The organism is Streptomyces sp. NBC_00209, from assembly GCF_045206345.1.
GTDB lineage: Bacteria > Actinomycetota > Actinomycetes > Streptomycetales > Streptomycetaceae > Streptomyces.
The window spans coordinates 5,082,255-5,108,701 of sequence record NZ_CP108121.1 but is presented as its reverse complement, the minus strand read 5'-3'; the positions used below and the strand labels follow the sequence as shown (position 1 = coordinate 5,108,701).

Genomic DNA, 26,447 nt, shown 5'->3' with positions numbered 1-26,447 from the left:
GGCCCCGCTCGTCGTGCGTCAGGTGGTGCAGCCGCTGTCCGCGATGACGAAGTAGCCGGCCGGGGTCTCCTTCAGGGTGTGGCTGACGAAGACGTTGTACAGGCCCATGTTCTGGTTGGAGCCGTTGGCGTAGACGTACCCGCCGGACAGGTGCGCCCGGCCCGCCGTGACGTGGGCGTAGTTGGTGGCGGAGTAGCACTGCGCGGGGTCGGGGTCACCGGGGTCCCCCGGGTCGCCGGGATCACCCGGGTCGCCCGGGTCGGTGCCGCCGTCCAGGCCCCAGAAGACGCCCGTGTAGTACGTGGAGCAGAGGGTGTTCAGGAAGTACGCGGCCGTGGAGCCGCACTGCTGGGCGCCCGAGCCGGGCCCGACGGGCAGGCCGTGGCCCATGCCGGAGACCGAGTACATCTCCACCGCCGGCTGCCCGGAGGCGTCGTCGTAGACGGTGCGGGTGGTGCTGCCGGGGAGGCTGTCCGTGGACGACGGGGTCTGGCTGATGCCCCACACGTTGGTCCACTGGTCGCGCAGGGCCGTCGCGTTGGCCGGGTAGACCGTGTAGTCCGAGGTGCCCTGCCAGATCGCGACCCGGGGCCACGGACCGCTGTAACCGGGGTACGCGGCGCGGACCTTGTCGCCCCACTGCGCGGGCGTCAGCTTCTGCGGCCCCGTCTGGCAGCCCGAGGCGGCCGCCTGGCTCGTCGCGCACTGGGCGGGCAGCCCGGAGGCCACGGAACCGCCCGCGAAGACGTCCGGGTAGGCGGCGAGCAGGTCGGCGGTCATCCCGCCGCCCGCCGAGAGCCCGGTGACGTACACCCGGCGCCCGTCGGAGCCGTAGGTCTTCTTCGCGTAGTCGACCATCTGCACGATCGACGCGGCCTCGCCCTTGCCCCGGGTGTCCTCGTTCGGGTCGAACCAGCCGAAGCAGGACAGCGCGTTGTTCGCCGATGTGGTCTGCGGGAAGACGACGGCGAAGCCCCACGCGTCGGCGTACTTCGGCCAGCCGGAGCTGGTGTAGTACGCGTTCGCGGTCTGCGTGCAGCCGTGCAGGGCGACGACCAGGGGGGCGTTCGCGGGGAGTCCTGCGGGGGTGTACGCGTACATCTGGAGGTTGCCGGGGTTGGAGCCGAAGCCGGTCACCTGCTGGAGGCCGGCGGCAGCGGCGGCGGGCTGCGCGGTGGTGACGCTCAGCGTCGCCGCGAGCAGTCCGAGGACGGCCGTCGCCGCGAGGCGGCGGACGAGACGTTTCAGGATCGGTGGGCGCACGGGTGCTTTCTCCCTGCCGTGGGGGTACGGATTGCTGCTGGAACCTACGAGCGGCACCGGCCCCCGCCCATGGGACCGGTGGCCACACCCGGGCCCCCGCTGTGTGCCCCGACGCCCTTGCGCGAAGGGGTGCGGCGATGGGACCCGGGCCGCGGGCCCCGGCGGGCCCGGCCCGGCGGCCGCCCGGGCACCCGCACCATGTACGCCGCCACCATGCCCCGGTACGCGGGTGTGTGCACCGACGCCGTGTGACGCGGGCCCGCGCGTACCTACGGTGACCGCCATGGAGACTTCCCGCAGACCGGATCACCAGCCCGCCGCCGCCCCCGCGCAGGCGCCCGCAGAACCCGTCCTGGCCGGGCGCACCGCGCTGGTGACCGGGGCGGCGAGCGGCATCGGGCGGGCCTGTGCGCAGGCGCTCGCCGCCGCGGGCGCCCATGTGCACGTCGTGGACCGGGCCGGTGAGGCCGCCGAGCGGCTGGCGAAGGAGATCGGCGGGACGCCCTGGGTGGTGGACCTGTCCGAGCCCGACGTCGTGGACACCCTGCCCGCCGATGTGGACGTGGTGGTCAACAACGCGGGCATCCAGCACGTGGCCCCGGTGCACGCCTTCCCGCCGGACCGGTTCGCCCTGATCCAGCGCGTGATGGTGGAGACCCCGTTCCGCGTCTTGCGCCGGACCCTGCCGGGCATGTACGAACGCGGCTGGGGGCGCGTGGTCAACATCTCGTCGGTGCACGGGCTGCGCGCGAGCCCGTACAAATCGGCCTATGTGACGGCCAAGCACGCACTGGAGGGGCTGAGCAAGGTGGTCGCGCTCGAAGCGGCGGAGCACGGGGTGACGAGCAACTGCGTCTGCCCCGGGTACGTGCGCACCCCGCTGGTGGAGAACCAGATCGCCGACCAGGCCCGCACGCACGGCATCTCCGAGGACGAGGTGGTGGGGCGGGTGATGCTGGAGCGCAGCGCGGTCAAGCGGCTGATCGAGCCGGCGGACGTGGCCGAGGCGGTCCTGTGGCTGTGCGGCCCGCGCACCGGGCACATCACCGGCTCCTCGCTCTCCATGGACGGCGGCTGGACCGCGAACTGACCGCCGCCCCGAACCCCCGAGGAACCCTGGACGCCATGCCCGAACCGCTCCCCTCCGCCGCGCCCCACCTCCGGCGCCTGTTCGACCTGCTGGCCGACGACGCCCCGGCCGAGGCGCTGGGGGCGGTCTCCTCGCAGGCGCGGGCGGCCGGGGTGCCCGCCGAGGAGCTGGCGGAGGTGGAACGGGCGACGGCGACCGCGCTGCGGATCAGGAGCGCGCTGCGCCAGCACCGGCGGCGTGAGGCCCAGCTGACCGCGCTGTTCGACACGGCGGGCGACCTGGCGGCCTCGCGCGACCTGGACGACGTGCTGAAGGCGATCGTGCGGCGGGCCAGGATGCTGCTGGGCACGGACACCGCGTATCTGACGCTCCCGGACGAGGAGGCCGGGGACACCTATATGCGGGTCACCGACGGCTCGGTCTCGGTGCTCTTCCAGCGGCTGCGGCTGGAGCTGGGCGAGGGTCTTGGCGGGCTGGTGGCGCAGACGGCGAGCCCGTACGCGACGCCGGACTACCGCACCGACGACCGCTTCCGCCACACCCGCAACATCAACGCCGGGGTCCTGGACGAGGGCCTGGTCGCGATCCTGGGCGTGCCGCTGCTGCTGGGGTCGAGCCGGGGCGGTACGGGGAAGGTGATCGGCGTCCTGTTCGCGGCGGACCGCTCGCCCCGGGTCTTCAGCCCGGACGAGGTGGCCCTGCTCTGCTCGCTGGCGGCGCACGCGGCGATCGCCATCGACACGGCCCGCGCGCTCGCCGACACCACGGCGGCGCTGGCCGAACTGGCCGAGGCGAACGCGGAGCTGGCCGAGGCCAACGCCTCCGTCCGGGCGCACTCGGCGGCCATGCGACGGGCGGAGGAGTCGCACGACCGGCTCACCGACCTGGTGCTGCGCGGCCGGGACGTCAGGGACGTGGCGGCGGCGGTCGCCGGGCTGCTCGGCTCGCCGCTGACCATCCACGACCCGGGCGGCCGCCCGCTGGCCGCCGTCCGCCCGGACGGTACGGGCTTCGCCGCCGACAGCATGGACGCCGGCTGGCTGGCGGAGGCGGCCGAGGAGTCGCGTACCGGGGCGCGGGCCGTGCACCGCGACGGGCGGGTGGTGTGCGCGGTGCTCGCCGGACAGGAGCTGCTGGCCGGGCTCGTCCTGCACCGGGCCCGCCCGCTGGACGACTCGGACCGGCGGCTGTTCGAGCGGTCGGCGGTGGTGACGGGCCTGCTGTTGCTGCTGCGGCGCACGGTGGCCGAGACGGAGAACCGGATACGCGGTGAGCTGATCGCGGACCTGCTGTCGGACCCGGCCCGGGACCCGGCCGGGCTGGCCGAGCGGGGCCGGCGCCTCGGCATCGACCTGGACCGCCCGCATCTGCTGCTCGTGGCGGAGACCGGGGCGCGCGAGCGGCTGGCCCCGGCCGCGATGCGGTTCCTGTTCGGCGGCGAGCACCAGGGCGTGAGCGCCGAGCACGCGGGCACGGTGGTGCTGCTGACGGAGGACACCGGTACGGACGCGGGTGCGGCGGCCCGGGCGGCGGCGGCCCAGCTGGGGCAGCTGGCCCAGGCCCCCGTCACGGTGGCGGCCGCCGGTCCGGCCCGGGGCGCCGGGGAGCTGGCCGCCGCCTACGCGGAGGCGGCGCGCTGTCTGCGGGCGATGCGGGTGCTGGGGCGGGCGGGCGAGGGCTCGTGCGTGGAGGAGCTGGGGTTCCTGGGCGTGGTGCTGGGGAACGCGCAGGACGTGGACGGCTTCGTGGCGGCGGCGCTGGGGCCGCTGCTGGAGTACGACGCGCAGCGCGGCACGCATCTGGTGCGGACGCTGAGCGCGTACTTCGGGGCGGGCGGCAGCCTGATCCGGGCCAAGGACGAGCTGCACGTCCATGTGAACACGGTCGTGCAGCGCCTGGACCGCATCCAGGTGCTGCTGGGCCGCGACTGGAACGAGCCGGACCGGGCGCTGGAACTGCAACTGGCACTGCGACTGCACCTGCTGTCGGGGGCGGGCGGGGGCGCGGGCCTCCGCTAGGGCCTGTCTGACCATTCCCGCCTGACGCCGCCCGGCCCGCCCTCCGGGCGGACGACGGGAATGGTCAGACAGGCCCTAGGCCCGTCCTGAAGCCTGCCGCCCGGCGTCAGCCCGTAAGGTACCCGGCAGAGTGCGGACGCACCCCTCCTCACCTCGTACAACGCTTCGGCGGGCTCGGGAGTCTTGTCTGTCCGACCTCCCGCATTCCCGCACGTGACCTGGAGTTCCCGAATGCCCCGATTCAGCATTGTCGTCCCTGTGTTCAAGGTTCAGGGATACCTGCACGCGTGCCTGGACTCGGTGCTGGGGCAGTCGTTCCGGGACATCGAGGTGATCGCGGTCGACGACTGCTCGCCGGACGCCTGCGGGGCGATCATCGACGAGTACGCCGCCCGCGACGCACGCGTCAAGGCGGTGCACCTGCCCGAGAACGTGGGCCTGGGGCGGGCGCGCAACGCCGGACTGGAGCACGCGCGGGGTGACTACGTCCTCTTCCTGGACAGCGACGACTCCTACACCCCCGGTCTGCTCCAGGCGCTCGCGGAACGGCTCGACGCGGTGGGGGGCCTGGACATCCTGGTCTTCGACCATGTGCGCACCCACTGGTACGGCAAGGGCCCGCGCAGCCAGACCGCGGACCTGGTCGCGAGGGCGGGCACGGACGTCTTCCGCGTCCAGGACCGGCCCGAGTTCATCGAGCTGTTCCTGGTGGCCTGGAACAAGGCGTTCCGCCGGGAGTTCTTCCTGCGGGAGGGCTTCCAGTACGCGCCCGGCCTGTACGAGGACGCGCCCGTCTCCCATCTGGCGATGGTCACGGCCGACCGCATCGGCTGCCTGGACCGGGTCGGCGTCGAATACCGCCAGCGCCGCCACGGCGCGATCACCAAGACGCCGGGCCGCAAGCACTTCGACATCTTCGGGCAGTACGAGGGGCTGTTCGCGGCCCTCGCCGAGCGCCCCGGACTGGCCTGGGCGCAGAGCCTGCTGTTCGGGCGCGCCCTGGACCACATGCTGTTCGTGCTCAAGCGCCCCGACCGGGTGCAGGTCGCCGACCGCAAGGACTTCTTCGCCCTCACCGCGGACTTCTACGCGAAGCACCTCCCGGCCGGGTTCACGCCGCCGGGCGGGGCGGTCGGGGCCGCCATGCGCGCCCTGGCCAAGCGGTCGTTCGGCACCTACCGGGCGACCGAACTCGCCGTCCGGGCCAGGCGGAAGGGACCGAAGAAGGTCCGGAGGATCACAGCGAAGGCGGGCGAGCGCGCGGCCGAGCGCCTGTACGGCGTGCACCGCCGGCGCCCGCTGGACCCGAACCTCGCCGTCTACTCCTCGTACGGGGGCGGACTGCCCTCCTGCAATCCGCTGGCCGTCTTCGAGAAGGCGAGGGAACTGGCCCCCGAGGTGCGCGGTGTGTGGCTGGTGCGCGCGGAACTCGCCCGCGAGGTGCCCGAAGGCATCGATTACGTCGTCCACGGGTCGCGCCGCTACTGGGAGGTGATGGCCCGCGCCACGTACTTCGTGAGCAACGGCGACTTCCCGGACGGCATCGTCAAGCGCCCGCGCCAGGTGTACGCGCAGACGCACCACGGCACTCCGCTCAAGCGCATGGGCCTGGACCGGAAGTCCTATCCCGCCGCCGCCCGGAACATGGACTTCGACCGGCTCCTGGAGCGGGTGGACCAGTGGGACCTGAGCGTCTCCGCCAACCCGCACTCGACGGCCCAGTGGGAGCGTGTCTACCCGGGCACCTTCGAGTCCCTGGCCACGGGGTACCCGCGCAACGACCGCTTCTACACGTCCGGAGCGGAGGAGGTCGCCGCCGCCCGGGCCCGGCTCGGCATCGCCCCCGGCAGGACGGCCGTGCTGTACGCGCCGACCCACCGGGACTACCGGAAGGAGTGGACGCCGCCCTTCGCCCCGGCCCGGCTCGCCGAATCGCTGGGCGAGGACTTCGTCCTGCTGGTCCGGGCCCACCCGCTCGACAGCCGGAGCCCGCGCCTGGGCGAACTCGCCGGGCACGACGGCGTCATCGACGTCTCCCGCCACCCCTCGGTCGAGGAACTGTGCCTGGCCGCGGACGTGCTCGTCTCGGACTACTCGTCCGTGATCTTCGATTACGCCAACCTCGACCGCCCCCTCGTCATCCACGCCGACGACTGGGAGACGTACAACCAGGTCCGCGGGGTCACCTTCGACCTGCTCTCCGGCCTTCCCGGCGATACCCCGGGGCCGGTCACGGCCACCGAGGACGAGCTCACCGAGGTCTTCCGGAGCGGCCGCTGGCGCGACGCCGAGTCGGCCGCGCTGCGCGCCGCGTTCCGGGAGCGCTTCTGCCCGTACGACGACGGGCACGCCGCCGAACGCGTCGTCCGCCGCCTCTTCCTCTCCGAGGAGGGCCCGGCGCCGGTCCCGCTCGCGCGGCGCACTCCGGCGCCGAGGCCCTAAGAGGCGTTGCCCGTCGGCGGCGGGTGCGGGGCGCGGAAGGTGAAGGCGTCGGGGGTGGCGCCCTGCGCGCGGAGGAGGGCGACGCGGTCCATCGCCTCCTCGACGCTCGGGCGGTGGCCGGCCGGGACCCACCACAGGGCCATGTGGTGGTCGGCCAGCCGCTCGAACCATTCGCGGCGGCGAGCCATGACCCTCAGGTGGTCGCTGCGGTAGACGTACGCCTTCAGCGCGTCGACCGACTCCCAGACGGAGCAGTTGAACAGGAGGAGGTCGTCCTCGTCCTCGGGGCGCAGCCCCGTCGCGTCGGCCCCTTCGTCGTCCACCATCCGCCAGACGAAGCCGGGGGCGTGGTCGGCGAGGGCGTTGATCTCGGGGAGTTGTGCGACGAAGTCGGCGAGCTGGGGGCTGTCGAGCGGGGCGAGGATGCGCCCGACGTTGACCTGGGCAAGGTGGAAGTCGTTCACGGGCCCAGCATGGCCGGGTGAACCTTCTAAAGTCAACGGAATCTTTTTTAGACTTCGCCGACCCCTTCGGGCCCCTCGATCGCGACGCAACACCCTTCGGGCAGCGGGTCCATGGCGGCGCTCCAGCCCTCGCCGAGCAGCCCTTCGATGCCCGCGAGGTTCATCCCGCAGACCAGGGCCGGGAATTGCTCCGCCAGCGCGTGGAACGGGCAGTTGTGCAGGCGGAGTTTCCCGCAGTCCCAGTACGGTTCGTAGCCGCGCCCCCGCAGCACCTCGACGGGGTCCGCCGCGCCCGCCGCCTTTCCGGCGGCCCGCGCCGCCGCCTGCAACTCCGTGTCGAGCCCGGCCCGTTCGACCACCTCGGCGAGCAACTGGCTCACGGTGTCGTACGCACGCGGCGGTACGGAGACGGCGTGCTCGCCGTCCGCCCGCCGGTACAGCTTGGACGGCCGCCCCGCGCCGGGTCCGGTGCGACCGGAGAGCCGGCGGAAGGCGGTCTCCAGGAGCCCGGCGTCCACGAGCTTGTCCAGATGGAACGCGGCGACGGCCCGCGTCACGCCGACCGCGTCCGCGGCGGCGTCCCGCGTGACGTCGCCCGGGGCGGCGGCCACGTGCCGGTACAGCCCGCGGCGTACGGGGTCCCCGAGCATCGCTAGCGCGTCCAGGGCGGCGTCATCACTGCTCACGGCCCCGAGTCTAGGCCGCACGCCTCTCGGGGGGCGCCGCCCCCGAACCCCCGCTCCTCAATCGCCGTAAGGGCTTGATCTGGCCGCCCGATCCTTGTGCGCCTGGGCAGCCGGCTCCCGTATCGTCGCCCGGGTGACCGACGCGAGCGGGGCGGGCGGAAGTTTCGCCCTCAAGCGGGCCCCAGCTCGGCCGGGACACCGATGAGATCGAGGGTGACTCGGTAGATCTCCGGGTCGGGCTTCGCCAGGCCCACCAGCTCGGACACGACGTGCACGTCGAACAGGTTCCAGATGCCGACGTGTTCGTACGGGTTGAACGGGTCGAGACCGAAGCTGTTGGACTCGCGGTCGTAACGAGGAGTAGTGCCTGCACCAGCGCGTGAAAGGCGTGGTCCGGGGCGGAGCCCCGAAATCCAGCCCCGCCGGCGTTTGAGGCGCGGGGTCCTGGGCAGCGCCCCGGTTACGGGAAGGGGCGGGTAGGGGAACAAACCCCGCCCGCTAGACTGGCCGCGTCGTCACTATGCCCGTTCAGGGGGAAGCCGGTGCGAATCCGGCACTGACCCGCAGCCGTAAACCGCCGCACGCGGCGAAAGTCGGAATGCCCTGTCCGAGTCGTGACCGGCTCACTCCGCCGGAACCCCGGCGGCCCGCCCCGTCGAGGTATACGGAGCCGGAGCCTGGTGCCGTGTGTGCCGTGCCCGGTCCCCAGGAGAGGCACCGCCCGCCATGACCGCACGCCGCAGCGCCGCCGCGCTCGCCGTCACCGCCGCCGCGTTCTGCGCGGCCGCCGCCCCGGCCGCCGTCGCCGCGCCGTCGCCGTCGCCCTCCGCCCCGGCCGCGCTGCCCTCCGGGCTCTACGGCACCGGCGACCCGACGTACGACGGGGTGTGGCGGCAGTCCCTGGCCTTCCTCGCACAGCAGGCCACCGGCGTGACCCCGGCCGCCAAGGCCGTCGACTGGCTGACCGGCCAGCAGTGCGACAGCGGCGCCTTCCCCGCGTACCGCCCGGACGCCTCCGCGCCCTGCAACGGCAAGACGATGGTCGACACCAACGCGACGGCCGCCGCCGCCCAGGCCCTGCGCGCCATCGGCGGGCACCAGGAGGCCATGGCGAACGCGGTCAGCTGGCTCAAGTCCATCCAGAACGAGGACGGCGGCTGGGGCTACACCGCCGGCAGCCCCAGCGACGCGAACTCCACGTCCATCGTGATCGGCACCCTCGCCCGGGCCGGCGAGAAGCTGGGCGACGTCACGACGCACGGCGGCAAGACCCCGTACGCCGCCCTGCTCACGTTCTCCATCCCCTGCGGCGGCAAGGACGGCGGCGCCTTCGCCTACCAGCCCGACAAGGCCGGAAAGCTCGCCGCCAATGGTGACGCCACCGCCGCCGGTGTCCTGGGCGCGCTCGGCAAGGGCCTGGTCGTCGCGGACAACGCGGCCGTGAAGGAACCCTCCTGCCACAAGGGCTCCCCGCTCGAACCCGAGCAGGCCGCGCAGAACGGCGCCTCCTACCTCGCGACGGCCCTCGCCAAGAGCGGCCACCTCGACGCGGCCCCGATGCCCGGCGCGGAGGACAGCGCCCCGCAGCCCGACTTCGGCAACACCGCCGACGCGGTCGTCGCCCTGTCCGCCGCCGGGCACAAGGACAAGGCGGCCGGCCCGGTCGCCTGGCTGAAGAAGAACTCCGCCGCCTGGGCCAAGCAGAGCGGCCCCGCCGCCTACGCCCAGCTGATCCTGGCCGCCCACGCGACCGGCGCCGACGTCCACGACTTCGGCGGCGCCGACCTCGTCGCCCAGCTGAACGCGACCGGCCCCGAGCCGGCCGCCGTGACGAAGCCGCAACCGACGGCCACGGAGGACGAGGAGAAGAAGGACAGCGGTGACGGCGACGGCATCGGCGGCGTCTGGTGGTTCGTCGGTATCGGCCTCGCGGTCGGCGCGGGCGCCGGCTTCCTGATCAGCGGCCGCCGCAAGAACCAGCAGCTATGAGGCGCGTCGCGCGGGCGCTCGCGCTCCTCGTCATCGGCGCCGTCCTGGCGCTGCTCGGCGCGGGCGCGGCTCAGGCGGCCGGCTACCGCTACTGGTCGTTCTGGGAGGGCTCCGCGAGCGGCTGGTCGTACGCCACCCAGGGGCCGTCGCTCGTACGGCCCGAGGACGGCTCGGTGCAGGGCTTCCGCTTCGCGGTGAGCGCGGACTCGCAGGACGCCACCAAGCCGCGCCGCGCCCCCGATTTCGGAAAGGTCTGCGCGGACACCCCGGCGAAGGACGGCAGCAAGCGCGTCGCGGTCGTCATCGACCCGGGCACCGCGGCCGACGCGCCGGACGGGGAGACCCCGCCCCCGCTGCGTACCGCCTGCGCGCGGGTCGCGAAGGACGCGAGCAGCGCGGAGGCCCTGGCGGCGGTCGCCAAGCCGCTGCGCTACGACGCGAGCGCGATGCTCTGCGCGATCTCCGGCTACCCGGCCACCGGCTGCGGCGAACAGGTCTCCGGCGCCGACACCGGCGGCACGGACGGCGGCGCTGCGAACGGCGGCACGGACGGCGGCAGCGAGGCACCCACCCCGGCCTCCTCCGACGCCGCCTCCACCGCCGGCCACGGCGACGACGGCGGCCCGTCCGCCGGCATCCTCGTCGGGATCGGCGCCGTGCTGCTCCTCGGCATCGCCGCAGTCGCGCAGGCCCGCCGCCGCCGCGGATGACCGGCACGACGGCCGGCCGCACGGACACCGCGACACACCGGCTCCCCGCCTGGCGCGCCCCCGCCGCGACCCGCTCCAACGCGGTGCCGGCCGGGGCGTGGTGGCTGTGGGCGCTGGGCCTGGCCACCGCCGCCTCCCGGACCACCAACCCGCTGCTGCTCGGCCTGCTGGTCGGGGTCGCGGGCTATGTGGTGGCCGCGCGCCGCACGGACGCGCCGTGGGCCCGGTCGTACGGGATGTTCATCCGGATCGGGCTCTTCGTGATCGCGGTCCGGCTGCTGTTCTCCGTCTTCCTCGGCTCGCCGATCCCCGGCACGCACACCCTGTTCACGCTGCCCGAGGTGCCGCTGCCCGACTGGGCGAAGGGCGTCCGGATCGGCGGCCGGGTCACCGCCGAGCAGCTGCTGTTCGCGCTGTACGACGGGGCGAAGCTGGCGGCCCTGCTGATCTGCGTCGGCGCGGCGAACTCCCTCGCCAATCCGGCCCGGCTGCTGAAGTCGCTGCCCGGCGCGCTGTACGAGGCCGGGGTGGCCGTCGTCGTGGCGATGACCTTCGCGCCGAACATGGTCGCCGACGTGCTGCGGCTGCGCACCGCCCGCCGGCTGCGCGGCCGCCCGACCGGCGGTGTGCGGGCCGTCCTCCAGATCGGCCTGCCGGTCCTGGAGGGCGCCCTCGAACGGTCGGTCGCCGTGGCCGCCTCCATGGACGCGCGCGGTTACGGGCGTACCGCCCGTGTCCCGGCCGCCGTCCGGCACACCACGAACGTCCTGACACTCGGCGGGCTGCTCGGCGTGTGCGCCGGTACGTACGGGCTGCTGGCCGCCGAGGGTGCCGGCTACGGCGTCCCGCTGCTCGTCGCCGGTCTCCTCGCGGCGATGGCGGGGCTGCGCCTCGGCGGGGCGCGTTCGGTGCGGACCCGCTACCGGCCCGACCGCTGGGGCGTACGGGCCTGGCTGATCGCCGGGTCCGGGGCGGCGGTCGCGACGGCGATGATCTGGGCCGGGAACGCCGACCCGGCGGCTCTGCACCCCGGGGTCGTACCGCTGACCGCTCCCGTGCTGCCGCTGTGGCCGGCCGCCGCCGTGCTGCTCGGGCTCCTTCCGGCGGTGGTCGCGCCCGTCCCGCCCTCCCCCACAGGCTTCCAGGAGCAGGTGTGATCCGGTTCGACGCTGTTTCGGTGCGGTACGAGGGGGCCGAGCGCCCCACGCTCTCGGGGGTCGACCTGACGATCCCGGAGGGTGAGCTGGTGCTGCTCGTCGGCCCCTCCGGGGTCGGCAAGTCCACGCTGCTCGGTGCCGTCTCGGGGCTCGTGCCGCACTTCACGGGCGGCCGGCTGACCGGGCGGGTCACCGTGGGCGGGCGCGACACGCGGACGCACAAGCCCCGGGAGCTGGCGGACCTGGTCGGCACGGTGGGCCAGGACCCCCTGGCGCACTTCGTCACCGACACGGTCGAGGACGAGCTCGCCTACGGCATGGAGTCGCTGGGCCTGGCCCCGGACGTGATGCGGCGGCGGGTCGAGGAGACCCTTGACCTGCTGGGCCTGGCCGGGCTGCGCGACCGCCCGATCGCCACCCTGTCCGGGGGCCAGCAGCAGCGGGTCGCGATCGGCTCGGTCCTCACCCCGCACCCCCGCGTCCTGGTCCTGGACGAACCGACGTCCGCCCTGGACCCGGCAGCCGCCGAGGAGGTCCTCGCGGTCCTCCAGCGGCTCGTCCACGACCTGGGCACCACGGTCCTGATGGCGGAACACCGCCTTGAGCGCGTGGTGCAGTACGCGGACCAGGTCGTCCTGCTCCCCTCGCCGGGCGCCGCCCCGGTGATGGGCACGCCCGCCGAGGTGATGGCGGTCTCCCCGGTGCACCCCCCGGTCGTCGCGCTCGGCCGCCTCGCGGGCTGGGACCCGCTGCCCCTTACGGTCCGGGACGCGCGGCGCAGGGCCGGCGACCTGCGCGAGCGGCTGGCGGAGGTGACGCCGGGGCACCCGGCCCCGGACGCGCCCGGCTCTCCGGCGGCACCCCTGCCGCCCCGCCCCGCCTCCGGCCGGGGCGCCCTCGCCCGCCTCTTCCGGCGCGACCCGCACGAGGCCCCGGAACCCGCCACCGGCGCCCCCGCCGCCCGGGTCGAACGGCTCGGCATCCGACGCGGCCGGGTCGAGGCGCTGCGCCGGGTGTCGCTCACCGTCCGGGCCGGGGAGACCGTGGCCCTGATGGGGCGCAACGGCGCGGGCAAGTCCACGCTGCTCGGCGCCCTCGTCGGCATGGTCGAGCCCACCTCAGGCACCGTCCTGACCGGGGGCCTGCCCCCGCACCGGACCCCGCCGGGCGAGATGGTGCGCCGCGTCGGCCTCGTACCGCAGGAGCCGCGCGATCTGCTGTACGCGGACACGGTCGCCGCCGAGTGCGCGGCGGCGGACGCGGACGCCGGGGCGGAGCCGGGCAGCTGCCGGGCCCTGGTCTCGGAACTGCTGCCGGGGGTCGGGGACGACACGCACCCCCGCGACCTGTCCGAGGGGCAGCGCCTGGCGCTGGCCCTCGCCCTGGTGCTCACCGCCCGGCCGCCGCTGCTGCTCCTGGACGAGCCGACCCGGGGTCTGGACTACGCGGCGAAGGCCCGGCTGGTCGGGGTGCTGCGCGCGCTGGCCGCCGAGGGGCACGCGATCGTGCTGGCCACCCATGACGTGGAGCTGGCCGCCGAGCTGGCGCACCGGGTGGTGATCCTCGCCGACGGGGAGGTCGTCGCGGACGGCCCGACCGCCGAGGTCGTGGTGTCCTCGCCCGCGTTCGCCCCGCAGACCGCCAAGATCCTCGCCCCGCAGGAATGGCTCACCGTCCCCCAGGTGCGCGCGGCTCTGGGAGGTGGCGTGTGAGCGAGGTGCTGAAACGTGGCCGCCCGGTCCCGCTCGGCCCCCGGGCGATCGTCGCGCTGGTGCTGATCAGCGCGATCGGGATCGCCGCCTTCGGGTGGCCGCTGCTCGCGGACCGGGACTCGGGGCTCGCGCACGCGCAGGACGCGCCGTGGCTGTTCGCCGCGCTGCTGCCGCTGCTGGTCGGGGTGGTGGTCGCGATGATCGCGGACGCCGGGCTCGACGCGAAGGCGGTCGCGATGCTGGGGGTGCTGGCCGCGGTCGGGGCGGCGCTGCGCCCGCTGGGGGCGGGCACGGCGGGCCTGGAGCCGATGTTCTTCCTGATGGTGCTGAGCGGGCGGGTGCTGGGGCCGGGCTTCGGCTTCGTGCTGGGGTCCGTGACGATGTTCGCGTCCGCGCTGCTGACCGGCGGGGTGGGGCCGTGGATGCCGTTCCAGATGCTGTCGATGAGCTGGTTCACGATGGGCGCCGGGCTGCTGCCGGGACCGGACCGGCTGCGCGGGCGCGGCGAGCTGCTGATGCTGGCGGCCTACGGGGCCGTCGCCTCGCTCGCGTACGGGACGATCATGAATCTGTACGGGTGGACGATCGTGCCGGGCCTCGCCTCGGGCATCTCGTTCCGGGCCGGTGACCCGCTGGGCGACAACCTGGTCCGCTTCCTCGCGTACTGCGCGACGACCTCGCTGGGCTGGGACCTGGGCCGGGCGGTGCTCACGATCGTGCTGACGCTTGCGGTCGGGGCGCCGCTGCTGAAGGCGCTGCGGCGGGCGACGCGGCGGGCTTCCTTCGAGGCCCAGGTCACATTCGGCGCCCCTGGCGAGTGAGGGCACCCACAGGACCTTGGTCCTGTACGAAGCGGCTTAGGAGCCGCGCACGGGGCTCGCGGGGCCCCGCCGCACCCCAAGCGACCTCCTATGGAGCGGTTTGGTGTGGTTCGGGACCTTCGGCCCCGGGTGCGAGGCGGGTTCGTATCAGGGGTCGTTGCCACCGCCGAACGGGCTCGCTAAGACTGGATCTCGTCGCCGAGCACCGCAGGGTCCTCACCAGGGATCGCGGTCGACGAACGCCGGTCAGCGCAGGATTCGGACCGAGCCGCGACTCCCCCGTTCCCCACCGTGAGGATCCCTGTGACGTTCGCCCGTAACCTCATCGCCAAGCCCCGCACCTCCCGCCGCAAGGCCGCCATCGCGGGCGCCTCCGTGCTGCTGGGCGCCACCGGCATCGGCCTGGGTGTCTCCCCGGCCATGGCGGCCCCGTCCGCCGCACCGGCCTCCGCCGGGAGTGCCCAGGACACGGCGAAGCAGATGATCGGTGACGACGCGCAGTTCCAGTGCTTCAGCAACATCGTCAGCCACGAGAGCGGCTGGAACCCGAGCGCGACCAACGCCTCCTCCGGTGCCTACGGCCTGGTCCAGGCGCTGCCCGGTTCGAAGATGGCGTCCGCCGGCTCGGACTGGAAGACCAACGCCGGTACGCAGATCAAGTGGGGCATGGACTACATGAACTCCCGCTACGGCAGCCCCTGTGGCGCCTGGTCCTTCTGGCAGGCCCACAACTGGTACTGAGCCGGACCGGCTTGAGCCAGTGACCCCCGATGCCCCGACCGCCCTGCGGCCGGGGCATCGGCGCGTCCGGTGGGCGTGGGCGCTGGGCACTGAGCCGTCTGCGCGCGGGCTACCGCCTGCCCGCCAGCGCCTCGCCCTCCGGCGCACGGACCGCTTCGCCCTCCGCCTTTTCCGGCGCCACGCGCAGCCGCCGCGGCCCCGCGAGCACGTACGTGATGAGGAACCCGAGCGCGACGACGACCGCCCCGCCCACCGCGTCCAGCACCCAGTGGTTGGCGGTCGCGACGATCGCGGAGACCGTGAACAGCGGATGCAGTACCCCGAGCGCCTTCATCCACACCTTGGGGGCGAGCAGCACGATGATCACCCCGCACCACAGGGACCAGCCGAAGTGCAGTGAGGGCATCGCCGCGTACTGGTTGGTCACCGCCGTCAGCGCCCCGTAGTCCGGCTTGGTGAAGTCCTGCACCCCGTGCACCGTGTCGATGAAGCCGAGCCCGGGCATCAGCCTCGGCGGGGCCAGCGGGTAGAGCCAGAAGCCGACGAGCGCGAGGAGCGTGGCGAAGCCGAGGGTGGACCGGGCCCAGCGGTAGTCGGCGGGGCGGCGCACGTACAGCACGGCGAGGATCGCCAGCGGGACGATGAAGTGGAACGTCGAGTAGTAGGAGTCGAAGAAGTCCCGCAGCCGGCCGACGCCCGCGACCGCGTGGTTGATCCGGTGCTCGATGTCGATGTGCAGCCACTGTTCGAGCGAGTGGATCTGGTGCCCGTGCCGCTCGGCGGTGTCCCGCCCGGCCGTGGCGGCCAGCCTGACGTGCCCGTACGCGGAGTAGACGACGCGGATGAGGAGGAGTTCAAGGAGCAGGTTGGGGCGGCCGAGCACCCGCCGCCAGACGGGCAGCAGCGGCACCCTGCTCCAACGGGCCGGAACGGGCCGCGCGTACGCGGTGGGCACGGGCTTCTGCCAGTACGGGGAGGTGCGCGGCAGGAACGGCGTCACGCAGGCGGCCCCGAGTGCGGCGATCAGCAGCACGTTGTCGCGTACGGGGAACACCGCCTCGACGTTCGGCAGCAGCATCGTGCCCGGCAGGGTCGTCACCAGGACCACGACGGCGGGCCACACCAGCCGGTCGGAGGCGCTGCGGCCCGCCCGGCCGGCCACGGCGAGCAGCACCCAGAGCAGCTGGTGCTGCCAGGCGGTCGGGGACACGGCGACGGCGACGCAGCCGGTGACGGCCACCGCGAGCAGGAGCTGCCCGTCGCGCGCGTACCGCACGGCGCGGCGCAGGCCGATGACGCAGACGGCGGCGGCCAGCGCGAGGAACAGCGCGATCTCCGCCGGCCCGGCGAGGCCCAGGCGCAACAGAGCGCCGTGCAGGGACTGGTTGGCGAGGCCGTCCGCCTGGTCGCCGAGGCCCGCCCCGGCGACATGGTGCACCCAGTACGTCCACGAGTCGTGCGGCATCGCGGCCCACGCCAGTGCGGTGCAGGCGGCGAACGCGGCGGCCGCGGTGAGCGCGGAACGGCGTCTTCCGGTGAGCCACAGCAGGAGGGCGAAGAGGAGCACGGTCGGCTGGAGGGCGGCGGCCACGCCGATGAGCACCCCGGCCCTGCGCTCCCCCCGGACGGCGAAGAGGCCGACGAGGACCAGGAGGACGGGCAGGATGCTGACCTGGCCGAGGTGGAGAGCGTTGCGCACCGGCAGCGAGAGCATCAGCAGGCTGATCGCGACGGGCGCGGCGAGCAGCGCGGTACGCCGGCCGACGGGCCCCGGCAGGGCGCGGGCGGCGACGAGGCCGAGGGCGGCGACGAGCAGCAGCGAGCCGAAGGTCCAGGCGACCCCGAGGCTCTGTTCGGCGATGCGGGTCAGCGGCTTGAGGACGAGCCCGGAGAACGGGGTGCCGGTGAACCGGTCGGTGTCGTACAGCGAACCGGTCACATGGAGCACCCCGTTGTCACCGATCCAGGTCTCCAGATCGGTGAGCCGTTCGCCCGGCGGCTGCCGCAGCACCACCGCCATCTGCCGGACGGCCAGTGCGGCCACGACCAGCCAGAGCACCGCCCGTACCGTTCCGGTCCTCGCTCCCGCCGTCGCGCTTGTGCTGCCACCGTGCTCCGCGTTCGCCACGCTGCGCCGACCCTCCAAGGTCTGATGCCGGCCGATTGTCCGGCATGTGTGAAACCGTCGCATTGTGCTCTTGGGCAGACCCAATCAACCCCTTTTACGCCTGACTGTCACCCGGCTTCGGCCGAAAGTCCGCCCGCCCGGGTGCGCGGCGCGGCCGGAACCGGCCGGGGCCCGCGCACGTCTGAGCCCGTGATCAGTAACGACGGGGAGGACGGAAGATGCGGCGCGCGGGGAGAGAAAGAGGGACGGGGGGCTGGGCGGTCCGTGGGCTCTCCCTGCTCTTGATGCTGGTGTCGCTCCAGGCGGGGTCGCTAATCGCACCGGCGTACGCCTGCGGCTGCGGGGCGATGGTGGTGGACCGGAACAGCCAGGTGTCGGTCGACCGGGAGACGTCGGCGGTCGGCTGGGACGGCCGCACCGAACAGATCGTCATGCAGCTGAGCGTCCGGGGGAACGCGCCGGACGCGGCCTGGATCATGCCGGTGCCGCACCGCGCCACGGTCGAGCTGGGCGACGCGAAACTGTTCTACGAGTTGAAGGCCATCACCGCCCCGGTCACCGAGGAGCGGCACTACTTCTGGCCCCGTGACAAGGACTGGCCGTTCGGCGGTTCGGGGAACTCCGCGGGCGACAGCGCCGCCGCCCCCAAGCCCGGCGCCCCGGTCGACGTGGTCGGCCGGGAACGGCTCGGCCCGTTCGACGTGGCCCGGCTGACGGCGACCGACCCGGAGGCGCTGGAGAGCTGGCTGAAGGAGAACGGCTTCGAGCTGCCGGACCGCCTCGCGACGGCCCTGACCCCGTACGTCGAGCAGAAGTGGGAGTACGTGGCGGTGCGCCTCGCGCCGGAGAAGCGGGGGGGCACGCTGAGCGGGACGCTCGACCCGCTGCGGCTGCGGTTCGCCAGCGACCGGCTGGTCTATCCGATGCGCCTGTCCAAGCTGGCCGCCACCCCGCAGTCGCTCGGCCTGTACATCCTGGCCGACCACCGCATGGAACCGCGCGGCACGATCGGCGGGCGGCCCCCGACGGTCTCGTACGCGGGCCGCGTCGACCCCGCGAAGGAGCCGTACGAGGCGCTGGCGGCGGTCACCGGGGACAAGCCGGTCTTCGTGACGGCCATCGAGCAGGTCTTCCCGTCGCCGGAGCGGATCGACGGCGACCACCAACTGCGGGCGACGGCCGAGGACACCCCGTACCGGACCGTGGTCTACCGGGACACGCTGCTGACCTGGGCCGGCCTGCCGGCCTGGCTGCTCACGCTGCTCGGCGGCGCGCTGCTGGTGGTGGCCCTGCCCCTGCTCCTGTTCGTACGCGCCCGGCGGCGGCGCCCGGTCCTGCCCCCGCCGCCGGTGTTCACGCCGCCGCCGCTGCGCTAGGTGTTCTGTCCACGGAGGTTGGTGACAGGTTTCACGGTGGGGTGATCTTGAACGAGTGAGGGCCTTCCGGGTTCGGTGTGGATTGCGACATCAACATCGAACGACCAGAAGGCCCTCATGCCCCACCGTAATGCACCCCTGACCGAGACCGGACGTCTGCGCCTGGCCCGCTGCGTCGTGGACGACGGATGGCCCCTGCGCCGGGCCGCCGAACGCTTCCAGGTCTCGCCCACCACCGCTCAGAGGTGGGCCGCCCGTTACCGCGAGTTCGGCGAGGCCGGGATGACCGACCGGTCCTCCCGACCGCACCACAGCCCGCGCCGGACACCGACCCGAACCGAGCGGCGGATCATCCAGGTCCGTGTCCTGCGCCGGTGGGGCCCCGCCCGCATCGCCTACCTGCTCGGCCTGAACCCGGCGACCGTCCACCGCGTCCTGACCCGCTACCACCTGGCCCGGCTCACCCACCTGGACCGGGCCACCGGCCGGGTGATCCGCCGCTACGAACACGCCGCCCCCGGTGACCTCGTCCACGTCGACATCAAGAAGCTCGGCAACATCCCCGACGGCGGCGGCCACAAGGTCCTCGGCCGGCAGGCAGGCCGCAAGAACCGGGCCAACGCCGGGACGAGCTTCCTCCACAACGCCGTCGACGACCACTCCCGCCTCGCCTACAGCGAGATCCTCGGCGACGAGAAGAAGGAAACCGCTGTCGGATTCTGGCAACGGGCCCACGCCTACTTCTCCGCCGCCGGAGTCACCGTCCAGCGGGTCCTGACGGACAACGGCTCCTGCTACAAGTCATACCTCTGGCGGAACTACCTTGCAGCGCAAGGCATTTCACACAAGCGCACCCGCCCCTACCGGCCGCAGACGAACGGGAAAGTAGAGCGTTTCAACCGGACCCTGCTGGAGGAGTGGGCCTACGCAAGGCCCTACCGAACCGAGACCGAACGCCGCGACGCCTACCCGCAATGGCTACACACCTACAATCACCACCGCGGACACACCGCACTCAAAGGCCAACCACCAGCCAGCCGCGTCCCCAACCTCACGGGGCAGTACAGCTAGGGCCTGTCTGACGCCGCCCGGCAAACGGGAATGGTCAGACAGGCCCTAGTCCGCCGAGGGCGTCTCCGCCTGCCAGCCGGCGAAGAGCGGGACCTCCTCGCCCGGGTCCAGGACGGCGATGCCGAAGGGCCGGTCGAAGGCGAGGTGCAGGCGGCGCGGGGGCGGGCCGGGCGCCGCGCCTGCCGGTGCGGGCAGCGCCGTCACGGCGGCCGCCGACAGGCCCTCCTCGGTCACCTTCAGTACGGCCTCCTGCACCGCCTCGGAGAGCATGAGCGGGGTGGCCGAGAGCCCGGAGAAGTCGGCGGCGGGGGTCGTCGCGAGGCGGATCCCGAGCGCCGGCAGCTGGCGGGTGGCCTGGATGTGCGTACGAAGGGTGAAGCGCGGGACGGAAATAGTCACGGTGTCCGCGCCGAGGGCGGTCCGCGCCTCCTTCGGCGCCCAGGCCGACGGCAGCACCTCGGCCGCCCCCTCGCCCGGCCGCCCCAGCACGAGGCGCACCTTGACCGGTGGCGGCCCGCCCTGACGCCTGGCACACCGCAGATCGAGGACGAACGCGCCCCCGGTCATCCAGACGTCGAAGGGCGGGGGTGTCCCGAACATCGTCGGCACCTTGCGGGTGACGCCCGCCGCGTCGGTGAAGGGCCGGTCCCCCGTCGCCTCACGTTCGAAGGGGATCGCCCAGTCCGCCTTGAGCGCGAGCGCGTTGACGAGCACCAGCAGCATCTGGTCGGTCACGGTCACCGGCAGCCGCTCGATGAGCCCACCGGTCGTCTTCCGCACCCACGCGTCCACCTCGTCCGGGTCCATGGGCCCGAAGCCGATGTCGGGCAGCGCCTTCCGGAGCCTGCGGTGCACCGGCGTCCGGGTCCACACCCGGGTCGCCACGCCCAGCCCGTCGGTGGCGGCCAGCGCCCGGGCCGTGGCCGTCGCGGCCCCGGCCGCCTCGTCCCCGGCGGCCCCGAGCACCGCCCGCAGTTCGTCGGCGGTCTCCCCGCGCGCCCCGGCCGCGAGCGCGGTCAGGGCCAGCCAGAGCCCGGCGGGCGAGCAGACGAAGTCACCGCCCGGGCGGGCCAGCTCCCGGATCCATCGCTCGCCGAGCCGCCGGACCACCTGGGCCCCGTTCCCCTGCGTCACCACGCCGCCCCCTCAAATTGCCTGGCCCATACACCTGTGGGTAGCAAGAATGGCCCAATGACCTGGATCGTGGCACCCGAACCCTTCGACTCCCCGGACGCGGCGTTGCTCCGGTGGGATTACTACGACGAGGTGGCCAGCCGGTACTGGGGCCGCCCGGCGACGGCCGAGGAGATCGAGGACGGGCTCACCGACGACGGCGTGGCGCTGCTGACCGCCCCGACCGGTGACTTCGTCGTCGGCCGCTCCGGGGGCCGGGCGGCCGCCTGCGCGGGCCTGGTCCTCGTGGCCGCGGACACGGCGGAGCTGACCCGGGTCTACGTCCGCCCGGAGTTCCGGGGCACGGGCGGCGGCGGGCTGCTGCTCGCGGCGCTGGAGGAGCGGGCCCGGGCGCTGGGGGTGGCGGTGCTCCGGCTGGACACCCGGCACGACCTGGTGGAAGCCCGCGGCCTGTACGCGAAGCACGGCTACCGGGAGGTCCCGGCGTTCAGCAGCGGTCCCTACCGGGAACGCTGGTTCGCCAAGGAACTGGCCCAGAAGGTGTAGGGCGCCCGCGCGCCCTTCCCCGTACAGCTGCGGGTCAGTCCCGGTACGGGTGCCCCGCCGCGTGGTCGCGCTTCGGCTCCGGGCTGTGCGGGCGCTCCTTGCTGGACCCGCTGGTCTCCCGCGTCAGCTCGGAGACCAGCGCGACCAGGTCCGTCGGCCGGTCCGGCCCCCACCAGTCGCCCAGCAGTTCGGCGAGGGAGTCCTCGCGGGCCTGGGAGAGCTTCACCACCGCCTCCGCACCCGGTTCGGTGAGCACCATCTGCACCCCGACCCGCCGGACGAGCCCGCGCCCCTCCAGCTGCCGGGCGGCGTCGTTGATCACCCGCAGCGGCACGGGGGCCACCTCGGCGAGCCGGGCGGGCTCCACCGTGCCGTGGCGCTTGATCCGCAGCAGCATCCAGCTGGCGGCGGGCAGCAGGTCGAGGCCCGCCCTCTCGGTGATCTTGACGTAGACCTCGCGGCGGCCCTCCCGGGTGGCCAGCACGGACAGGGCCCGCGCGCACTCGTCGTACGAGGAGCGCTCGACCGGGTTGGACGCCAGGGTCTCGCTCGGGTCCGGCGCCGTCACCGATCCGCGCAGCTTGTCCTCCTTGAGCAGCCAGGCGAAGAGGAAGGCGACCAGGACGACGGGTGCCGCGTAGAGGAAGACGTCCGTGATCGACGTCGAGTACGCCTGGAGCACCGGCCCCCGCAGCGCGTCCGGGAGCTGTCCGATGGCGCGCGGGTCGGCGGCCAGGCTGTCCGCGTCGACCCCGGGCGGCAGCGGCCGTCCGTCGAGCGCGTCACCGAGTTTGTCCGTGAGCCGGCTGGTGAAGATGGTGCCGAAGATCGCTACGCCGAACGAGGCGCCGATGGACCGGAAGAACGTCGCCCCCGAGGTCGCCACGCCGAGGTCCCGGTACGTGACGGCGTTCTGCGCGACCAGGACGAGCACCTGCATCACCAGACCGAGGCCCGCGCCGAACACGAAGAAGTAGGCGCTCATCTCCCAGGTACCGCTGGACACCGTCAGCCGGTGCAGGAGCAGCAGGCCGATGGTCGTGAGGCCGGTGCCGACGATCGGGAAGACCTTCCAGCGGCCCGTACGGCTGACGATCTGCCCGGACACCGTCGAGGTGATGAGCAGCCCGAACACCATGGGCAGCATGTGGACACCGGACATCGTCGGCGTGATCCCGTGCACGACCTGGAGGAAGGTCGGCAGATAGGTCATCGCGCCGAACATCGCGAAGCCGACGACGAAGCTGATCACGGCGACGAGGCTGAAGGTCCTGATCCGGAACAGCTTCAGCGGCAGCACCGGCTCGGTGGCGCGCCGCTCCACGGACACGAACGCGATCAGGAGCACCACGGCCAGCACCGCGAGGCCGATGATCTTCCACGAACCCCAGGGCCAGGTGGTGCCGCCGAGCGAGGCGACGAGGACGAGGCAGGTGGCGACCGAGGCGATGAGGAAGGTGCCCAGGTAGTCGATGGTGTGCTTCGTCCGGCGGACCGGGATGTGCAGCACGGCGGCGATCACGAGAAGCGCGACGACGCCGATGGGAAGGTTGATGTAGAAGACCCAGCGCCAGCTGAGGTGCTGGGTGAAGAAGCCGCCGAGCAGCGGCCCGAGGACGCTCGTCGCACCGAACACGGCACCGAAGAGCCCCTGGTACTTGCCGCGCTCGCGCGGCGGGACGATGTCCCCGACGATCGCCATCGACAGCACCATCAGACCGCCACCGCCGAGCCCCTGGAGGGCGCGGAAGCCGATCAGCTGCGGCATGTTCTGGGCGAGGCCACAGAGCGCGGAGCCGATCAGGAAGATGACGATCGCGGTCTGGAACAGCTTCTTGCGCCCGTACTGGTCGCCCAGCTTCCCCCACAGCGGGGTCGCGGCGGTCGAGGCCAGCAGATAGGCGGTGACCACCCACGACAGGTGTTCGAGCCCGCCGAGGTCGCTGACGATGGTGGGGAGCGCGGTGGAGACGATGGTCTGGTCGAGTGCGGCCAGCAGCATGCCGAGGAGCAGTGCGCCGATCGCCACCAGGATCGACCGCGTCGAGCGGTCCCCGCCGGGGGCCTGGGCCGTCGGGCTCAGCTGCTGGGCCATGAGACATCTCCTCGGATCCGCTACACCCCCATCCTGTCCGCTCTGCCCTGTTATGGCCTGCCGGGAGGCCGGATGATTGGGCTTCTCGGCGGCGGGCTGCATAATCGCAGGCAGTTCAAGGGGAGGGGACCCACGATGGCCGGACATATATGCCCGGAGTGCGGTACGGAGAGCAGACCGGGCGCCGGTCCCGGCTGCGCCTGCGCGGGCCGGAACACCGGTACGCCGGGTTACGTCACCGGCCCGGAGCGGGCCGCCGAGCAGCAGCGCATCGCCGACGAGCACCACGCGGGCCGGTCCGCGGAGATGGCCACGGCGGAGGACTTCGACCCGCTGCGCATCCGCCCGTACGTGACCCTGGGCGACGACACCGCGACACCTCCGCCCGGCGCCCCGCGGTTCTACGGCTCCGAGAGTGACGCGGCGACCACGATGCCGCTGTTCCTGGACCCGGCGGCGGGCGCCGCGCCGCGGGCCGAGGAGTCCGACACCGCCCTCCTGCTCACCGGCCCCGACCCGGTGGCCCCGCGCCGCCGCAAGCCGTTCGCCGCGGTGATCGCGGGGGCGGCCGTGGTCGCCGTGGTCGGCACGGCGGCCTTCGTCGGCGGGCTGTTCAACGGGGACGGCGGCGGGGAGGCCGACCTGGACCAGGCCCTGCCCTCCACGGTGACGAGCCTCCCCGAGGAGAGCGGCGAGCCCGGGCCGTCCGCCTCTGCCTCGGCCTCCGCGTCGCCCACCCGTTCCGCCTCCCCCACCGCATCGGCGTCGGCCTCCGCGTCGTCGTCCGCCTCCGCCTCGTCCTCCGCCTCCCCCTCCCGGTCCGCCACGTCGTCCGCCTCGGCCCCCGACGCGGGCGCCCCGGCGTCCCCGTCGGCCACCGCGAGCGACAGCGCCCCGGTCGAGGGCGTGGCCCCGCCCCCCTCGTCGCCGGACGACGCCGGGACCCTGCGGCAGGGCGACCGGGGCGCGGAGGTCGCGGAGCTCCAGAACCGGCTGCGGGAGGCCTGGGTGTACAACGGCCCGGTCGACTCGGACTACGGGGACCGCACGGAGCGGGCCGTGAGCGACCTCCAGACCTGGTGGAACATCGAGGGCGACCCGGAGGGCGTCTACGGTCCGATCACCCGGAGCCGCCTGGAGGCGGTGACGACGGGGCGCGGACGCCACTGACGGGCCCGCCTCCGGGAGGGGATTCGCATTCGCGACGGCGTTTTTGTATCGTGGAGAAACAAAGTGGCCCCTGCGCGCACACCCTGACCGGCGGGCGGGGGCCGCTTGATCTCCCGCGCCGCTCACCCCCGCGGCGATCGCTTCCCCCCGCTCTGGAGCCCGCCCATGCCGGCCACCGCCCTCACCGCCCGCGCCCTGCTGCTCGACATGGACGGCACCCTGGTGAACTCCGACGCCGTCGTGGAGCGCTGCTGGCGGCGCTGGGCGCTGCGGAACGGCCTCGACCCGGAAGAGGCGCTGAAGGTGGTCCACGGCCGGCAGGGCTACGCCACGATGGCGGTCCTGCTCCCGGAGCGCCCGATGGAGCAGAACTACGCGGACAACAAGCTGATGCTCGCCGAGGAGACCGCCGACACCGACGGGGTCGTCCCGATCGGCGGCGCCCCCGCGTTCATGGACGCCATCGCCGCCCTTCCGCACGCCCTGGTCACCTCGGCCGACCTGGCGCTGGCGACGGCCCGGATGGACGCCGCCGCGCTGCGGATGCCGGAGCTCCGCATCACCGCCGAGAGCGTCGGCGCCAGCAAGCCGGACCCGGAGGGCTTCCTCAAGGGCGCCGCGGCGCTGGGCTTCGCCCCGGCGGACTGCGTGGTCTTCGAGGACTCCGAGGCGGGTATCGCGGCGGGCCGGGCGGCCGGCATGCGCGTGGTGGGCGTCGGCCCGCGCGCGGGGGCCCACTCCCCGGACGCCCATGTGGCCGACCTGACGCGGTTGCGCGTCGAGGCGGCGGCGGACGGCGCCTTCACGCTGCACGTCGAGGCGCGGTAGTCTCCCGGCGGGACGCCCGACGCCCCACCGACGGCGGATACCGGGGCCGCTGACCCCACGTCAAACACCAGCACCACGAACCTCCGTACGGCCCTCGCCCACCCCGGGCGGGGGCCGTACGCATGCGCTCCCCCGCAGGTCATGAGCGCCTGCACCGTCCCGGCCCGGCTCACCGCGCCCGCGCGCACGGGTCCGTACGCCCCCCGCACCACGAACCCCTTTGTCAGATCCCTTGATGTGACGTGCCCATGTCGCCACCCTGTTACCTGGCGCCCACCCCACGGAAACCCGGCGCCGCCACGATGGCCGGGCCGTTCATGACAGCCCGTCCACATCCCCCCACGTCAAGGGAGTTCGCATGTCAGGTGTCTACGCGCGTCGCATAGCCGTCCTCGCCGCATCCGCCGCACTCGCCGCCACCACCGGCCTGCTCACCGCGCCGAGCGCCCAGGCGGCCATGCCCACCCCGGTCTCCGCGTCCACCGCCCGCACCTATCTGAGCGAGCTCACCGTCAAGGCGGAGGGCTCGTCCAGCGGGTACAGCCGGGACAAGTTCCCGCACTGGATCACCCAGTCGGGAGCCTGCGACACCCGCGAGGTCGTCCTGAAGCGGGACGGCACGAACGTCTCCCAGAACTCCAGCTGCACGGCGACCGGCGGCAGTTGGTACTCGCAGTACGACGGCGCCACCTGGACCGCCGCGTCCGACCTGGACATCGACCACATGGTGCCGCTCGCCGAGGCGTGGCGCTCGGGCGCGTCCAGCTGGACCACCGCCCAACGGCAGGCGTACGCGAACGACTTGACCCGCCCGCAGCTGATCGCGGTCACGGACAACGTCAACCAGTCCAAGGGCGACAGGGACCCGGCGTCCTGGATGCCGCCGCGCGCCGCGTACAAGTGCACCTATGTGCGCGCCTGGATCCATGTGAAGCACTACTACAACCTGTCCGTCGACTCGGCCGAGAAGTCGGCCCTGCAGTCCGCGCTCAGCGGCTGCTGAAGC

Annotated in this window: 21 protein-coding genes, 1 pseudogene and 1 riboswitch; of the genes and pseudogenes, 15 read left to right on the top strand and 7 right to left on the bottom strand. The window is 73.6% G+C overall.

The genetic code is table 11. The annotated features are described in order from the left end of the window. Positions 1 to 18: 18 nt before the first annotated feature. The gene (locus tag OG867_RS23220) at positions 19 to 1,263 is read right to left on the bottom strand and encodes an alpha/beta hydrolase family esterase (protein WP_406288083.1); all 1,245 of its coding nucleotides are present in this window, start codon (positions 1,261 to 1,263) and stop codon (positions 19 to 21) included. A gap of 283 nt (positions 1,264 to 1,546) precedes the next feature. On the opposite strand from OG867_RS23220, the gene OG867_RS23215 reads away from it, so the two are divergent. From OG867_RS23215 to OG867_RS23205, 3 genes are all read left to right on the top strand, one after another. Further along, the gene (locus tag OG867_RS23215; RefSeq protein ID WP_328899990.1) at positions 1,547 to 2,353 is read left to right on the top strand and encodes a 3-hydroxybutyrate dehydrogenase; all 807 of its coding nucleotides are present in this window, start codon (positions 1,547 to 1,549) and stop codon (positions 2,351 to 2,353) included. A 35-nt stretch (positions 2,354 to 2,388) separates the two neighbouring features. Next, complete coding sequence (locus OG867_RS23210) at positions 2,389 to 4,371, top strand: helix-turn-helix domain-containing protein (protein WP_406288081.1); 1,983 nt, start codon at positions 2,389 to 2,391, stop codon at positions 4,369 to 4,371. 231 nt (positions 4,372 to 4,602) lie between these two features. Next, positions 4,603 to 6,813 (top strand): CDP-glycerol glycerophosphotransferase family protein, encoded by a 2,211-nt coding sequence (locus OG867_RS23205; protein ID WP_406288078.1) that lies wholly within the window; start codon positions 4,603 to 4,605, stop codon positions 6,811 to 6,813. Here OG867_RS23205 and OG867_RS23200 read toward each other — a convergent pair. The 3 genes and pseudogenes from OG867_RS23200 to OG867_RS23190 form a co-directional block, all read right to left on the bottom strand. After that, a complete protein-coding gene (locus OG867_RS23200; protein WP_328899993.1) occupies positions 6,810 to 7,277 on the bottom strand; it encodes a DUF3291 domain-containing protein in 468 nt (155 codons plus the stop codon). The genes OG867_RS23205 and OG867_RS23200 overlap by 4 nt on opposite strands. Positions 7,278 to 7,324: 47 nt before the next feature. Then, positions 7,325 to 7,963: a helix-turn-helix transcriptional regulator gene (locus OG867_RS23195; protein ID WP_406288074.1), complete on the bottom strand. Its 639-nt coding sequence runs from the start codon at positions 7,961 to 7,963 to the stop codon at positions 7,325 to 7,327. Positions 7,964 to 8,148: 185 nt separating this feature from the next. Next, positions 8,149 to 8,310, bottom strand: a pseudogene (locus tag OG867_RS23190) (HAD family phosphatase); the annotation flags it as partial. Between the two features lie 183 nt (positions 8,311 to 8,493). Continuing rightward, a riboswitch (cobalamin riboswitch) is annotated at positions 8,494 to 8,567 on the top strand. A gap of 122 nt (positions 8,568 to 8,689) precedes the next feature. On the opposite strand from OG867_RS23190, the gene OG867_RS23185 reads away from it, so the two are divergent. The 6 genes from OG867_RS23185 (at position 8,690) to OG867_RS23160 (ending at position 15,093) form a co-directional block, all read left to right on the top strand. Further along, positions 8,690 to 9,952 (top strand): prenyltransferase/squalene oxidase repeat-containing protein, encoded by a 1,263-nt coding sequence (locus tag OG867_RS23185; RefSeq protein WP_406288071.1) that lies wholly within the window; start codon positions 8,690 to 8,692, stop codon positions 9,950 to 9,952. Then, positions 9,949 to 10,662 carry an SCO2322 family protein gene (locus OG867_RS23180; protein WP_406288069.1) on the top strand — a complete coding sequence of 238 codons (714 nt, stop codon included), beginning with the start codon at positions 9,949 to 9,951 and terminating at the stop codon, positions 10,660 to 10,662. The genes OG867_RS23185 and OG867_RS23180 overlap by 4 nt, the downstream gene beginning before the upstream one ends. Then, on the top strand, positions 10,659 to 11,819 hold the full coding sequence (locus tag OG867_RS23175) for an energy-coupling factor transporter transmembrane protein EcfT (RefSeq protein ID WP_406288066.1): 1,161 nt from the start codon (positions 10,659 to 10,661) through the stop codon (positions 11,817 to 11,819). Before OG867_RS23180 ends, OG867_RS23175 begins: the two co-directional genes overlap by 4 nt. Then, a complete protein-coding gene (locus tag OG867_RS23170) occupies positions 11,816 to 13,531 on the top strand; it encodes an ATP-binding cassette domain-containing protein (RefSeq protein WP_328900000.1) in 1,716 nt (571 codons plus the stop codon). Before OG867_RS23175 ends, OG867_RS23170 begins: the two co-directional genes overlap by 4 nt. Then, a complete protein-coding gene (locus tag OG867_RS23165; RefSeq protein ID WP_406288064.1) occupies positions 13,528 to 14,352 on the top strand; it encodes an ECF transporter S component in 825 nt (274 codons plus the stop codon). The genes OG867_RS23170 and OG867_RS23165 overlap by 4 nt, the downstream gene beginning before the upstream one ends. Positions 14,353 to 14,655: 303 nt before the next feature. Beyond that, positions 14,656 to 15,093, top strand: coding sequence for a transglycosylase SLT domain-containing protein (locus tag OG867_RS23160; RefSeq protein WP_328900002.1), 438 nt, complete (start codon positions 14,656 to 14,658; stop codon positions 15,091 to 15,093). Positions 15,094 to 15,202: 109 nt separating this feature from the next. On the opposite strand, the gene OG867_RS23155 is transcribed toward OG867_RS23160, so the two are convergent. After that, the gene (locus OG867_RS23155; RefSeq protein ID WP_406288061.1) at positions 15,203 to 17,152 is read right to left on the bottom strand and encodes a bifunctional glycosyltransferase 87/phosphatase PAP2 family protein; all 1,950 of its coding nucleotides are present in this window, start codon (positions 17,150 to 17,152) and stop codon (positions 15,203 to 15,205) included. A 353-nt stretch (positions 17,153 to 17,505) separates the two neighbouring features. On the opposite strand from OG867_RS23155, the gene OG867_RS23150 reads away from it, so the two are divergent. Together OG867_RS23150 and OG867_RS23145 are read left to right on the top strand one after the other, a co-directional pair. After that, positions 17,506 to 18,597 carry a DUF2330 domain-containing protein gene (locus tag OG867_RS23150; protein ID WP_406288058.1) on the top strand — a complete coding sequence of 364 codons (1,092 nt, stop codon included), beginning with the start codon at positions 17,506 to 17,508 and terminating at the stop codon, positions 18,595 to 18,597. A gap of 117 nt (positions 18,598 to 18,714) precedes the next feature. Next, positions 18,715 to 19,668 (top strand): IS481 family transposase, encoded by a 954-nt coding sequence (locus tag OG867_RS23145; protein WP_406288055.1) that lies wholly within the window; start codon positions 18,715 to 18,717, stop codon positions 19,666 to 19,668. Positions 19,669 to 19,713: 45 nt separating this feature from the next. Here OG867_RS23145 and OG867_RS23140 read toward each other — a convergent pair whose 3' ends face one another. Next, complete coding sequence (locus OG867_RS23140; protein ID WP_406288053.1) at positions 19,714 to 20,805, bottom strand: serpin family protein; 1,092 nt, start codon at positions 20,803 to 20,805, stop codon at positions 19,714 to 19,716. Between the two features lie 54 nt (positions 20,806 to 20,859). Between OG867_RS23140 and OG867_RS23135 the strand changes: the two genes are divergently transcribed. Then, entirely contained in the window at positions 20,860 to 21,348 is a 489-nt protein-coding gene (locus OG867_RS23135; protein WP_328900006.1) for a GNAT family N-acetyltransferase, read from the top strand. Positions 21,349 to 21,382: 34 nt separating this feature from the next. Here the strand turns inward: OG867_RS23135 and OG867_RS23130 are convergent, their stop codons facing one another. Beyond that, entirely contained in the window at positions 21,383 to 23,443 is a 2,061-nt protein-coding gene (locus OG867_RS23130) for a DHA2 family efflux MFS transporter permease subunit (RefSeq protein WP_406288051.1), read from the bottom strand. A 135-nt stretch (positions 23,444 to 23,578) separates the two neighbouring features. Between OG867_RS23130 and OG867_RS23125 the strand changes: the two genes are divergently transcribed. The 3 genes from OG867_RS23125 to OG867_RS23115 all read left to right on the top strand — a co-directional run bounded on the left by OG867_RS23125 (position 23,579) and on the right by OG867_RS23115 (position 26,444). After that, positions 23,579 to 24,613 (top strand): peptidoglycan-binding protein, encoded by a 1,035-nt coding sequence (locus OG867_RS23125; RefSeq protein ID WP_406288049.1) that lies wholly within the window; start codon positions 23,579 to 23,581, stop codon positions 24,611 to 24,613. Between the two features lie 165 nt (positions 24,614 to 24,778). After that, positions 24,779 to 25,441 carry an HAD-IA family hydrolase gene (locus tag OG867_RS23120; protein ID WP_328900009.1) on the top strand — a complete coding sequence of 221 codons (663 nt, stop codon included), beginning with the start codon at positions 24,779 to 24,781 and terminating at the stop codon, positions 25,439 to 25,441. Between the two features lie 358 nt (positions 25,442 to 25,799). Continuing rightward, a complete protein-coding gene (locus tag OG867_RS23115) occupies positions 25,800 to 26,444 on the top strand; it encodes an HNH endonuclease family protein (RefSeq protein WP_328900010.1) in 645 nt (214 codons plus the stop codon). The last annotated feature ends 3 nt before the right edge of the window (positions 26,445 to 26,447 follow it).